This window comes from Agromyces molybdatiresistens (genome assembly GCF_052748445.2).
Genome location: NZ_CM188258.1, coordinates 1130985 through 1143326, shown reverse-complemented (window position 1 = coordinate 1143326; position 12342 = coordinate 1130985). Strand labels below are relative to the sequence as shown.

Sequence of the window (12342 nt, the reverse complement as noted above, 5' to 3'; positions counted from 1 at the left end):
ACGGGTCGGCCGGCGGCATGTCGGTCGGGTGGGGCAGACTCGGAGCGACCCGAGAGGAGCCTGCCATGACCCACGTCACGCCGGTCGATCCCGACGAGCTTCCGACCAGTCCGGCCTTCGCGCAGGGGATGATCGCCCCGGCGGGCCCGCTGCTCTTCGTGGGCGGGCAGAACGGCATCGACGCGTCGGGAACGCTGCTCAGGGGTCTCCGCGCGCAGACCGAGCAGGCGCTGCGCAACGTGCTCGCCGTGCTCGCCGCGGCGGGCACGGGGCCCGAGCACGTCGTGAAGCTCACCATCCACCTGGCGCCCGGCATCGATCCCGCCGACGGCTTCGCCGCGAGCGCGGCGGTGTGGGGCGCGCACCGCACCGCCGTGACCGTCCTCATGGTCGCCCCTGCCCGCCCGGGCGCGCTGGTCGAGGTCGACGCCATCGCCGCGATCCCGAGCGCCGAGGCGGTCGATCGATGACCGCCTCACCGGGCGGATCGGTCGGGGCGCGCGCCGTCCTGCGGGAGGAGTTCGAGCTCCCGCTCACCCGACGCGCGGCGTTCCGGCTGTTCACGGCCCGCGGCGAGGAACTGTGGGTACCGGGCTGGGTCCCGAGCTTCTTCGTCGGCGACCCCGACGACCTCGAGGTCGGCACGGTCTGGCAGACCCGCGACGACCGCGATCGCCTGACGACGTGGATCGTGCTCGACTGCGAGCCGGGCCGCGGCGTGCGCTACGCGCGCGTGGCCGAGCGGTGGACGGCCGGCACCGTGACGGTCGAGCTCGACGACGTCGAGGGCGGAACCCGCGTACGCGTCGGGTACGACCTCACCGCCACGACGACGGATGCCGCGGCGGACCTCGCGCGCTTCGCCGACGGGTACGCGGCGTACATCGCCGAGTGGCGCAGCGCGATCCTCGATCACCTGGCCTCGGGCGGCGCGATGCCCGACCCCGTCTGAGATTCAGGCGTCGACGTCGTCGAGCCGGGCGATCACGACCTCGAGCAGGCGGGCGAGCTCGCCGCGCTCGGCGTCGCCGAGGTCCTGCAGCACGTCGGACTCGACCACGTCGGAGCCGCGGATCGCGAGGCTGAAGAACTCCCAGCCGGGTTCGGTGAGCTTCACGAGGATGCGCGTGCGGTTCTCGGCGTCGGGAGTGCGCTCCACGAAGCCGCGCTCGACGAGCTTGTCGAGCCGGTGGGTCATCGATGACGGCGCAACGTTCGTGAGGTCGGCGAGCTGGCTCGGGGTGAGCGCTCCGCCGTCCTTCGCGAGCGTCGCGACCACCGCCCATTCGCCCGCCGTGATGCCGAGGTCGGCGAGTTGCCGCGCGTACCACTGGTCGAGCTTCCGCGAGAGGCCCTGCACGGCCGTGATCACGCGCTGCACCGACTCCTCGCCACCCGCGGCGACGTAGGCCGCGACGGCCCTGCGGTGCTGCTCGGCCGCACTCGGCCCGCGTCTCGCCATGCGGGAATTCTCGCACACCGCTTTCGGTTGCTAAGATTTCGACATCGAAGTATTCGACACCGAAGCCGTGGATGGCGAGGGTGTCGCCGCGGCGACCGGCCGCGGCATCCGTCATCGATCGCTCCGCGATCGACCACGCGAAAGGAGTGCGCCCGTGCGCGCGATGCTGCTCGTCCTCGCCTCGAGCATCGGTTCCCTGGGATGGGGCGGGATCCTGCCCTACCAGTACGCCTATGCCGCCGAGACGAGGGGCTGGGGCGCACTCGTCGCGGCGGGCGCGGCCTCGCTCTTCTCGGTCGGAGCGCTCGTGGCCGCGCCCCTCGCGGGCCGGCTCAGCGACCGGTTCCCGCCCGTGCGGGTCGCCGTCGCCGCCCAGCTGATCGGCGCCGCCGCCGCGGCCTCGCTCATCGTCGCCGACGAGCCCGGCGCGTTCCTCGCGGGCATGCTCGTGTTCGGCATGGGCCTCTCGGCCGCCGCTCCCGCGAAGCAGGTGCTGGCGCTGCAGTGGTCCTCGAGCGACGACCGCCGCAAGGTCTTCGCCTACAAGTTCACGGGCGAGGCGCTCGGCATGGCCGCGGGGGCGTTCATCGCCGGGCTCCTGGTCGACCTCGACCGTCACGACGGCCTCGACGTCGGCTTCCTCATGGCGGCGGCGGGATTCGCCGTGTCATCCGCCATCATCTGGCTGGCCGGCCGGGGCGCCGTCGTGCCCACCGAGTTCGCGGCCGACCCGACCGGCTCGATCCGCGCCGTCGAGGCGCGCTCGCGCGGCATCCTGCGCATCATCTTCGCCACCCCGGCCCTCCGCTGGACCGCGATCGTGACGATCACCCTCGCGCTCGGCTTCTACGCGCAGTTCGAGGCGGGCCTGCCCGCCTACGGCATCACCGTGCTGGGCGTCGACCCGACCGTGATCGGCACTGCGGCGGCCGTGAACTGCCTCGTGATCGTCGCGATCCAGGTGGTCATGGTGCGTCTCACTGCCAAGCGCAGCGCGCCCGTGCTGCTCATGGGCGTCGGTGCGATCTGGGTGATCGCGTGGCTCGGGCTCTCGGCGGCGCAACTGGCCCCCGGCCTCGCCGCGGCGATCTTCGTCATGACCTACGGCGTCTTCGCGGTCGGCGAGACGATCTACAGCCCCGTGCTGAACCCGCTCACGGCGTCGCTCGCGCCCAAGGGCATGGTCGGCCAGACGCTCGGCACCATGGCGGCGCTGCAGACGGCGTTCACCGCGGCCGGTCCGCTCGTCGCGGGCGTGCTGCTCGGCGCCGGACTCGTCGACGGATTCCTGTGGATGCACCTCGGCGTGAGCGTGCTCGCCGTGTTCGCCGCCTGGCGCGTGCACCGCGCGCTCGTCGCGTCGCGCCGAGCGGCGGAGCCGCCGCTCACCCGGCCGATCCCGGTCGCGGGCGCGGCCTGACGACAGCGACCGCTACGACGCCCCGCGCAGCCCGGTGATCCGGATCACCGGCTCGCGGAGGCCGTCGTCGGTCTCCTCGAAACCGCGATCGAAGGCGAGGTCCGAGACGTCGTAGCGCTTCGCGAGCTTCGCGCGGATCGCCGCCTCGTCGCCCTCGGCGCCGATCTCCCTCGGGTGCACGACCTCGACGTCGAGTACGCGCCCGTCGCCGGCCGTGACCGCGATCGACCAGCCCGAGTTCTGGACGGTGTCGCTCAGGTGCGGCCGTGCGACCGCGTGCAGTGTGTTCTCCCCTATGGCTCGACTCTACGTCGACCCGTCCTCCGCCGGCAGGGCGCCCCGGGTCGATCCGGGGCGCCGCCAGGCGTCAGGCGGCGGATGCCGCGGCCGCGCGCCGCGCGACCGACTCCGCCGCGATCGCCCACCCCCACATGAGCGGAAGCATCGCGCTGCCCATCGAGGTGACCTCGGTGATGACGAAGAAGAACGGCAGCATCGCGATCAGCAGCCACGCGGTCGCGCGCGGTCGGAACCCGCGCCGAAGGAGCACGATGCCGAGGGGGATGCCGCCGAGGCCGATGACCGCGAACGCGATGAGCCCGACCAGGAAGAACGCGTCCGTCCACGGCGTGTAGTAGTCGCCGGCGAGCGCGAGCGCCAGGAGTCCGTACGCGCCGAGCTGGACCGACCACAGCACCCGCTCGCCGCCGACCGGCCGGCGATCGCGGTACGCGAGGGCCGCTGCGGCGAGGAAGGCGAGGGCCACCGGGAGCCAGATCTTGCCGTAGGTCCAGTAGACGAGCGTCGGGTCGCCCCAGTCGAGCAGCGGCCGCAGCGCGTCCTGAGCCGGCACGGCCCACGAAGCGAGCAGCGGCGACTCGAGGTCCTCGGGGTGCGCGGCGACGCGGCTCAGCGCGTGCAGCTGGCCCGCGACCGTGCCGAACGCCGCCATCGCCCAGGCGATGACGGCGATCAGGCGGGCGCGCCGGGCCGAGACGGTCGGGGCGGCGGGGTCGGGCGTGGCGGGGGCTGCGTCGCGTGCGACGGTCGTGGTGCGGTCGCTCATGGTCGATCTCCTTCGATGCCGGTTCGGTGAGGTGCGGTCGCTGCCGACGGTAGGGGCGAGCGGATGCCGCGGCGTCGCGCCCGGGCACGAATCGGGTGGACCTCGGGACGATCCGGCGCATCCTCCCGCGGGAGGATGCCCCGGGGGCGCCGACGGGCGTAGCATCCCCACGTGCAGGCGAGGATCCGGGCATTCGACATCGCGGTCGCCGCGGTCGTGTTCGTGATCGCGCAGCTCGAGGTCTGGGCGGACGTGGGCTCGCTGAATGCCCCCGGCCCGGCGTGGGCCCGTGCGCTCGCGTTCGGCCTCGCCGCGGGGCTCCTCGTGCTGCGGAGGCGGCATCCGCTCGGCACCCTCGCCGGCGTCGCCGGCGTCCTCGCGCTCGAGTTCGCGGTGTTCGGCGCGCCGGAGGGCTACTCGGTGCTGCTCGCCCCGCTCGTCGCGGTGTACACGGTCGGCCGCCTGACGCCCATGCCTCGTTCGCTGTGGGGTCTTGCGCTCGGAGCGGGCCTCTGGGCGGTGTGGGCCTGGTCCGATCCGCTCAACGCGACCCTCGAGGACCGCGTCTTCGCGCTCGTCTGGCTCGCGCCATGGGTGATCGGCTGGCTCGTCGGCGCCCTCGTGCGCACGACGGTCCAGGTTCGCGAGCAGCGGCGGGCGGCGACCCTGCAGCGGGAGTCGCGGGCGATCGCCGAGGAGCGCAACCGCATCGCACGGGAGCTGCACGACATCGTCGGGCACAGCCTCTCGGTGATGACCGTGCAGGCCGCGGCGGTCCGTCGTCGCCTGGCTCCCGAGCAGGAGGTCGAGCGGACGGCGCTCGAATCGGTCGAATCCGTCGGTCGTGAGGCGCTCGGCGAGATGAGACGCCTCGTCGGCGTGCTGCGCACCGACGAAGCCGCCGACCGAGCGCCGGCGCCGGGACTGGGCGACCTCGATCGACTCGCCGAGCGCGTCACCGCTGCCGGGCTCCCGGTGTCGGTCTCGGTCACGGGCGAGGCGCGCGAACTCCCGGCCGCGCTCGACGTGACCGCGTACCGGCTCCTGCAGGAGGGCCTGACGAACGCGCTGCGCCACGCGGAGGGAGCCACCGGGGCGCGCGTCGACGTCGACTACGGCGACACCGCACTCCGGCTCCGGGTGCGCGACGACGGCGCCGGGCCCGACATGGCGGCGGCCACCCGCTCGGACTCGGGCGGAAGTGGCCTCGCCGGCCTGCGCGAGCGCGTGGCGCTGTACGGCGGCTCGCTCCACGTCCGGCCGCACGAGGGCGGTGGGTGCGAACTCTCCGCCGAGTTGCCGTGGGAGGCCGCATGAGCGAGGCCGAGCCGGAGCCGCGTCCGGGGCCGGAGGCGGCATCGATCGGCGGCGCCATCCGCGTGCTCGTCGTCGACGACCAGGCGCTCGTGCGCACCGGATTCCGCATGATCCTCGAGATCGAGCCCGATATCGAGGTCGTCGGCGAGGTCGCCGACGGCGAGCAGGCGGTCGAGGCGGTGCGCGACCTCACCCCGGACGTCGTCCTGATGGACGTGCGGATGCCGCGAACCGACGGCATCGAGGCGACACGCCGGATCATCGCCGAGCACGGCCCGGCCGTGCGTGTCGTGATGCTCACGACGTTCGACCTCGACGAGTACGTCTACGACGCGCTGCACGCGGGCGCGAGCGGGTTCCTGCTGAAGGACGTGCAGGCCGAACTGCTCGTCGCCGGCATCCGCGCCGTGCACGACGGCGACGCCCTGCTCGCACCGACCGTGACCCGGCGCATGATCGAGAACTTCGTGGGCCGACCGCGACCGGGCGCGGCGTCCGCCCCCTCGGACCTCGTCGCGTCGCTCACCGAGCGCGAGCGCGAGGTGCTCGCGCTCATCGCCCGGGGGCGCACGAACGGCGAGATCGCGGCGGACCTCTTCATCTCGGAGACGACGGTGAAGACGCACGTCGGGCGGCTGCTCGCCAAGCTCGGCGCGCGCGATCGGGTGCACGCGGTGATCATCGCGTACGAGGCCGGCCTCGCCCGCAGCGATGGGGAGTCCGCGACCCGGTGATCCGGCTCAGGCCGGCGGCGCCGTGCTGTCGCGCACGACGAGACTCGTCGCGAGATCCATGCGCGGCGTCGCTGCGCCCGCCTCGAGCGGGTCCTCGGCGAGGCGGATGGCGAGCCGGGCCGCCTCCTCGCCCATGCGACGGAGCGGCTGGTGGACGGTCGTGAGCTTCGGCGTCAGCCAGCGGGCGAGCGGGATGTCGTCGTAGCCGACGACCGACAGGTCCTCCGGGACCCGGATGCCGCGCTCGCGCGCCGCCTCGAGGACACCGAGGGCCTGCATGTCGCTGCCGGCGAAGATCGCGGTCGGGCGCTCGGATGCCGGTGCGTCGAGCAGTTCGCGTGCGCGATCACGTCCTCCGGAGACGTGGAAGTCGCCGAAGCGGATCCGGTCCTCGTCGATCGGGAGCCCCGCCGAGTTCATCGCCGACCGGTAGCCGTCGATGCGCGCGAGCGAGCACATCATGTCGGCCGGTCCGGTGATCGCCGCGATGCGCCGGTGGCCGAGCTCGATGAGGTGCCGCGTCGCGGCGAGGCCGCCCGACCAGTTCGCCGACCCCACCGACGGCACGTCGGGCGAGGGGTCGCCCGCCGGATCCACGATGACGAAGGGAATGGCACGTGAGTTCAGCTGCTCGTGGTGCTCGGGGGCCAGGTCGCTGAAGACGAGCACCACGCCGACCGGGCGGCGCCGCATCACGCCCTCCACCCAGTCGGGGTCGGGCGAGTGCCGGGTGCCGCTGACGGTGAGGACGACGCTCAGCCCGTGCTCCTTGGCGACGGATTCGACGCCGTCGATGACCTCCATCGACCAGATCGGGTCGAGCTCGTGGAAGACGAGCTCGATGAGCTCGGCCCGCGCCTCCGAGCGGCCACCGCCCCGGCGCCGGTAGCCACGCTCGGCGAGCACGTGCTCGACGCGGGCACGGGTCGTTGCCGCGACGTCCGACCGTCCGTTCAGGACCTTCGAGATCGTGGCGAGCGACACGCCCGCCTCGGCGGCGATGTCGGCGAGCGTGACGCGCTCGGGCGCGGCATCCGTTGTCATGTTTCGAATTCTAGCCGCGAAAGTTTCTGGACGTCGGCATCACGCCGCCGAGTTGCGCGGCGAATGCCACGGGGTTATGTTTATCTTGCCAACAAATCATCGATGACGCTGAAAGGCGGATCACCCATGGCCAGCGCGCCCACCCGCGACGACAAGTTCTCCTTCGGCCTCTGGACCGTGGGCTACAACGGCACCGACCCCTTCGGCGGCCCGACCCGCAGCGCGCTCGACGTCGTGCACGTCGTCGAGCAGCTCGCCGAACTCGGCGCCTACGGCCTCACCTTCCACGACGACGACCTCTTCGCCTTCGGCTCGTCCGACGCTGAGCGCCAGAAGCAGATCGACCGGCTGAAGGACGTGCTCGCCGACACCGGCCTCATCGTGCCGATGGTCACGACGAACCTCTTCTCGGCGCCCGTGTTCAAGGACGGCGGCTTCACCTCGAACGACCGCCAGGTGCGCCGCTTCGCGCTCCGCAAGGTGTTCCGCCAGCTCGACCTCGGCGCCGAGCTCGGCGCGAAGACCTTCGTCATGTGGGGCGGCCGCGAAGGCGCAGAGTACGACTCGGCCAAGGACATCCGCGCCGCCCTCGAGCGCTACCGCGAGGCCGTGAACCTGCTCGGCGACTACGTGACCGACAAGGGCTACGACATCCGCTTCGCCATCGAGCCGAAGCCGAACGAGCCGCGCGGCGACATCCTGCTGCCGACCCTCGGCCACGCCATCGCGTTCATCGACTCGCTCGAGCGCCCCGAGCTCGTCGGCCTCAACCCCGAGGTCGGGCACGAGCAGATGGCGGGCCTCAACTTCGCCGCCGGCATCGCGCAGGCGCTCTACCACGGCAAGCTCTTCCACATCGACCTCAACGGCCAGCGCGGCATCAAGTACGACCAGGACCTCGTGTTCGGGCACGGCGACCTGCACAACGCCTTCGCGCTCGTCGACCTCCTGGAGAACGGCGGGCCCGGCGGCGTTCCGGCCTACGACGGCCCCCGCCACTTCGACTACAAGCCGTCGCGCACCGAGGACGAGACCGGCGTGTGGGACTCGGCCGCCGCGAACATGCGCACCTACCTGCTCCTCAAGGAGCGGGCCGCGGCGTTCCGCGCCGACCCCGAGGTGCAGGAGGCGCTCGCCGCGGCGAAGGTCGGCGAGCTCGCGCAGCCGACCCTCGGCGAGGGCGAGACCTACGACGACTTCCTCGCCGACCGCTCGGCGTTCGAGGACTTCGACGCGGACGCGTACCTCGGCGGCAAGGGCTTCGGATTCGTGCGCCTGCAGCAGCTCGCGACCGAGCACCTGCTCGGCGCGCGCTGAGGGCCGGCGGGACCGCGATGGCGCTCGTCGCCGGCGTCGACTCGTCGACGCAGTCGTGCAAGGTCGTGATCCGGGATGCCGCGACCGGCGCGCTCGTGCGCTCCGGCCGCGCTCCACATCCCGACGGCACCGAGGTCGACCCCGCCGCATGGTGGGGTGCACTCCTCACGGCGGTGGCGGATGCGGGCGGGTTCGACGGCGTCGAGGCGATCTCGGTCGGCGGGCAGCAGCACGGCATGGTCGTGCTCGACGACGAGGGCCGCGTCATCCGCGACGCCCTGCTGTGGAACGACACCCGGTCGGCGCAGGCGGCGCGCGACCTCATCGACGAGGTCGGTGCGGCCGCGTACGCGGAGCGCACGGGCGTCGTTCCGGTCGCGTCGTTCACCGCGACGAAGCTCCGCTGGCTGCGCGACGCCGAACCGGATGCCGCGGCGCGCGTCGCGGCGGTGGCGCTCCCACATGACTGGCTGACGTGGCGCCTGCGCGGCTACGGGCCCGCCGGCGAGTCGCCGCTCGGACCGGTGCTCGATGAGCTCACGACGGACCGCTCCGACGCGTCGGGCACCGCGTACTGGGGCGCCGACGGCTACGACCGCGAACTCCTCGTGCGCGCGCTCGGGCACGACGCGATCCTCCCGCGCGTGCTCGGGCCGGGTGAGGCCGCGGGGCGCACGCCCGACGGCATCCTCGTCGGACCCGGGGCCGGCGACAACGCGGCGGCAGCGCTGGGGCTCGACGCCGCGCCCGGCGACGTGGTCGTCTCCATCGGCACGAGCGGCACGGTCTTCGCGGTGACGGATGCCGCCGTCGCCGACGCCTCGGGGACCGTCGCCGGGTTCGCCGACGCGTCCGGGTCGTGGCTGCCGCTCATCGCGACGCTCAACGCCGCGCAGGTGCTCGACGCCGTCGCGCGCACGCTCGACGTGGACCACGAGGAGCTCGGCCGGCTCGCCCTCGACGCCTCGCCGGGGGCGGGCGGTGCGGTGCTCGTGCCGTACTTCGCGGGCGAACGGACCCCGAACCTCCCGGATGCCACGGCCTCCCTGACCGGCCTGACGCTCGCGAACACGACCCGCGCGAACCTCGCGCGCGCCGCCGTCGAGGGCATGCTCTGCGGGCTCGCCGACGGCCTCGACGCGGTCCGCGGCCAGGGCGTCACGGCCGCGCGGGTGCTGCTCATCGGCGGGGCCGCGCAGAACCCCGCCGTGCGGGCGATCGCGGCCCAGGTGTTCGACGCGCCGGTCGTGGCGCCCGAGCCGGGCGAGTACGTCGCCGACGGTGCCGCGCGCCAGGCGGCGTGGGCGCTGACGGGCGAGCGCCCCGCGTGGCCCGTCGCCGTCGCCGCCGAACTCGCGACGGACACCCGCCCGCTCATCCGCGAGCAGTACGCGGCGGCCGCCGCCGGGGTCCGCGCGAACCTCCGCTGAGCTCCGGCGCGGCCGGCGGAGGGGGTGGAGCCCGTCGCCGGCCCGCCGGCCCCGCCCGCCCCGCCGGTCCCACCACTGGGCCCGGGCCGCGCGTGCGTGCACGTCCGACGAGCGTGTTCGCCTGCGCGATCGCGCTCGTCGGACGTCGACGCACTCGGGAGGACGGCCTCCGCACGGGGTGTCCTCGCCGCTTCGGCAGGCGTCGGCGGGCGCGGTCCCTGTGCATCCTCGGCGTCGCCGCCTAGCATGGCGAGTGGGTGTCGCCGCTGGCGACGCCCGGCCGACGAGGCAGGAGGATGACGATGTCCGAATCCGATGAGGTCCGGCGACCCGATCCCGACGATGTCGAGGGGACGTACACCGAGGTCGACGGCGAGGCCCCGCAGCCGCGCGGCGTCGAGGGCGAGTACACCCGCAGGGACGACGTCGCCGACGACGAGAGCGTCGTCGGCGGCTACACGTCGACGGAGGAGCACCCCGAGACCCACGATGCGAGCGAGGAGCACGGCGACTACGCCCGGTCCGAGAAGGCGCACCCCAAGCCGCATCCCGGTCCGCACCGGGTGTGACGCTCCGGCGCGGCCGGTGACCCGCGGGTCACCGGCCGCGCGGCTCGCCGGCCGTGGTTCCGTCCGACCGGCCGACCGGCCGAACCATCCCGATGACGCGCGCGCTCGTCAGCCGAGCGAGCGCGCCAGGTGCGCGCCCGCCGCCTCGAGCCACCGCAGCGGTTCGGCCATGGCGGCCGCTCCTCCGCCGGCGAGCTCGGTGAGCGAGGCGGATGCCGCGAACCGCGACGCGTCCGCGTCGATCGCACCCGCCACGAGCGCGACGCGCGCGCCCGCGGCATCCGCTCGCGCCGCGACCTCGGTCGGCACCTTGCCCGCAGCCGACTGGCCGTCGAACCGGCCCTCGCCGGTGACCACGACGGACGCCCCGTCGAGCGCGTCGGCCAGCCCGATCGCCTCGGCGACCGCGCCGGCGCCGCCGGCCATGCGCGCACCCCAGACGAGCAGGCCGAACCCGGCCCCGCCGGCGGCACCCGCACCGGCCGCGTCCGCGAACGCGGCCCGATCGGGCAGTGCGCGCACCAGCCGGGCGAGGTTCCGTTCCATCGGCTCGACCTGATCGGGCGTCGCGCCCTTCTGGGGGCCGAAGATCGCCGCCGCACCGAACGGTCCGAAGAGCGGGTTGGTGACGTCGCTGAGGATCGCCGCGCCATCCGCGGGCCGGTCACGCAGGCCCGACAGGTCGGCCCTCGCGATCGCGCCGAGTCCGCGGTTGCCGTTCGGCACCGGCCGGCCGTCGGCGTCGAGGAACCGTGCGCCCAGCGCGGCGAGCGCGCCGGCCCCGCCGTCGGTCGACGAGCTGCCGCCGATCGCCAGCAGCAACCGGGTCGCACCGTCGTCGAGCGCCGCGGCGATCGCCTGCCCGAAGCCGACCGTGTGCGCGTCGAGCGGGCGCAGCGGGTCGAGCAGCGTGATGCCGCTGGCCAGGGCGAGCTCGACGAGTGCACCGCCACCGGGCAGGCGCAGCCACGCCGCATCCACGGGTCGATCGTCGGGCCCACGGACGGTGACGGGCACGCGCTCCGCGCCGGGCACCGCCGCGGCGAACGCGTCGAGCGTGCCCTCGCCGCCGTCGGCCATCGGCTTCAGGACGAGCTCGTCGTCCGGCGCGACGGAGCGCCACCCGTGCGCGAGCGCCTCGGCCGCATCGGCCGCGGTCGCGGTGCCCTTGAACGAGTCGGGTGCGAGGACGACGCGGCGGCTCACGCGGCGCCGCCGGACTGCGGGATGGGCTGGTCGGCACGGCTGGGTGCGGGCACGCGCGAGAGCCACTCGAGCGCGTTCGCGAGGAGCGACCGGTGCCCGGCGGAGTCGTACGACCGGCGGTCGTGGCCGAGCGCGTCGTAGACGAGCCGTGAGCGCCCGATCTCCCGAGCCCAGATGATCGGGTGGCGGATGCCGTCCTCCTCGTGCTCGCCGATGGGTTCGATCACGTCGTGCAGCACGAGACCGCTGTACCGCTCGTCCTCGAGCACGAAGTCCTCGAGGCCCTCGCGGACGGGGTGGTTGCCCACGAGGTGCACGTGCGCCTCCCCGAACGGCGGATGCCACGACACGTCGTGCTCCCAGCGCCCGCCGATCGCGCGGTCGAACGCGGCGTAGTCGCGCAGGCTCGAGGCGCCTGAGTGCATGACGAGGATCCCGATCCCGCGCTCGAGCGCGGCATCGAGGGCGACCGGGTCGACGGTCGGCGCCGCAGCGGCGGACGCTCGGCCGGCTGCGGACGCCTCGCGGTCGCCGTTGTCGGCCCCGGGGCCGTCGGGGTCCCCCGCGTTCACGACGAGCAGCCGCACCTCGTCCCCGAGCGAGGCGAGCGCGGCGTCGACGTCATCGCGTAGGTCCACGTCGTACCCGGCGCCGGCGGCCAGCTCGGCGAGCCGGGCGCTCGTCTCGGGGTACGGATGCCACGGGTCGGCGTACCGCCCCGCCCCGCTCAGGATCACCGCACGCATGGGAACCTCCTCGTCCGGCTGCATCGTACGG

14 protein-coding genes are annotated in these 12342 nt (G+C 74.0%); 8 read left to right on the top strand and 6 right to left on the bottom strand.

Features of this window, described 5'->3' with window-relative positions; translation table 11 throughout:
- Positions 1-65: 65 nt before the first annotated feature.
- Together ACULK2_RS05220 and ACULK2_RS05215 are read left to right on the top strand one after the other, a co-directional pair.
- Entirely contained in the window at positions 66-470 is a 405-nt protein-coding gene (locus tag ACULK2_RS05220) for a RidA family protein (protein WP_445970262.1), read from the top strand.
- Positions 467-952, top strand: a complete 486-nt coding sequence (locus tag ACULK2_RS05215) for an SRPBCC family protein (RefSeq protein ID WP_445970263.1) — start codon at positions 467-469, stop codon at positions 950-952. Before ACULK2_RS05220 ends, ACULK2_RS05215 begins: the two co-directional genes overlap by 4 nt.
- 3 nt (positions 953-955) lie before the next feature.
- Here the strand turns inward: ACULK2_RS05215 and ACULK2_RS05210 are convergent, their stop codons facing one another.
- On the bottom strand, positions 956-1462 hold the full coding sequence (locus ACULK2_RS05210) for a MarR family winged helix-turn-helix transcriptional regulator (protein WP_445970264.1): 507 nt from the start codon (positions 1460-1462) through the stop codon (positions 956-958).
- Positions 1463-1625: 163 nt separating this feature from the next.
- On the opposite strand from ACULK2_RS05210, the gene ACULK2_RS05205 reads away from it, so the two are divergent.
- A complete protein-coding gene (locus tag ACULK2_RS05205; protein ID WP_445970274.1) occupies positions 1626-2882 on the top strand; it encodes an MFS transporter in 1257 nt (418 codons plus the stop codon).
- Positions 2883-2894: 12 nt separating this feature from the next.
- On the opposite strand, the gene ACULK2_RS05200 is transcribed toward ACULK2_RS05205, so the two are convergent.
- Positions 2895-3062, bottom strand: coding sequence for a hypothetical protein (locus ACULK2_RS05200; RefSeq protein ID WP_445970265.1), 168 nt, complete (start codon positions 3060-3062; stop codon positions 2895-2897).
- A gap of 187 nt (positions 3063-3249) precedes the next feature.
- Entirely contained in the window at positions 3250-3948 is a 699-nt protein-coding gene (locus ACULK2_RS05195; RefSeq protein WP_445970266.1) for a hypothetical protein, read from the bottom strand.
- Between the two features lie 171 nt (positions 3949-4119).
- Here ACULK2_RS05195 and ACULK2_RS05190 point away from each other — a divergent pair, with 171 nt between their 5' ends.
- Both ACULK2_RS05190 and ACULK2_RS05185 read left to right on the top strand, forming a co-directional pair.
- Positions 4120-5265 carry a sensor histidine kinase gene (locus ACULK2_RS05190; RefSeq protein WP_445970267.1) on the top strand — a complete coding sequence of 382 codons (1146 nt, stop codon included), beginning with the start codon at positions 4120-4122 and terminating at the stop codon, positions 5263-5265.
- Complete coding sequence (locus ACULK2_RS05185) at positions 5262-5999, top strand: response regulator (RefSeq protein ID WP_445970268.1); 738 nt, start codon at positions 5262-5264, stop codon at positions 5997-5999. Before ACULK2_RS05190 ends, ACULK2_RS05185 begins: the two co-directional genes overlap by 4 nt.
- Before the next feature lie 6 nt (positions 6000-6005).
- On the opposite strand, the gene ACULK2_RS05180 is transcribed toward ACULK2_RS05185, so the two are convergent.
- Positions 6006-7043, bottom strand: a complete 1038-nt coding sequence (locus tag ACULK2_RS05180) for a LacI family DNA-binding transcriptional regulator (RefSeq protein WP_445970269.1) — start codon at positions 7041-7043, stop codon at positions 6006-6008.
- Between the two features lie 126 nt (positions 7044-7169).
- Between ACULK2_RS05180 and xylA the strand changes: the two genes are divergently transcribed.
- The 3 genes from xylA to ACULK2_RS05165 all read left to right on the top strand — a co-directional run bounded on the left by xylA (position 7170) and on the right by ACULK2_RS05165 (position 10359).
- A complete protein-coding gene (gene xylA / locus ACULK2_RS05175; RefSeq protein WP_445970270.1) occupies positions 7170-8360 on the top strand; it encodes a xylose isomerase in 1191 nt (396 codons plus the stop codon).
- A 17-nt stretch (positions 8361-8377) separates the two neighbouring features.
- Positions 8378-9790: a xylulokinase gene (gene xylB, locus ACULK2_RS05170; RefSeq protein ID WP_445970271.1), complete on the top strand. Its 1413-nt coding sequence runs from the start codon at positions 8378-8380 to the stop codon at positions 9788-9790.
- 302 nt (positions 9791-10092) lie between these two features.
- The gene (locus ACULK2_RS05165) at positions 10093-10359 is read left to right on the top strand and encodes a hypothetical protein (protein WP_445970272.1); all 267 of its coding nucleotides are present in this window, start codon (positions 10093-10095) and stop codon (positions 10357-10359) included.
- Positions 10360-10467: 108 nt separating this feature from the next.
- On the opposite strand, the gene ACULK2_RS05160 is transcribed toward ACULK2_RS05165, so the two are convergent.
- The gene (locus tag ACULK2_RS05160) at positions 10468-11565 is read right to left on the bottom strand and encodes a glycerate kinase (RefSeq protein ID WP_445970358.1); all 1098 of its coding nucleotides are present in this window, start codon (positions 11563-11565) and stop codon (positions 10468-10470) included.
- Positions 11562-12311, bottom strand: coding sequence for a ThuA domain-containing protein (locus ACULK2_RS05155; protein WP_445970359.1), 750 nt, complete (start codon positions 12309-12311; stop codon positions 11562-11564). Before ACULK2_RS05155 ends, ACULK2_RS05160 begins: the two co-directional genes overlap by 4 nt.
- Between the last annotated feature and the right edge of the window lie 31 nt (positions 12312-12342).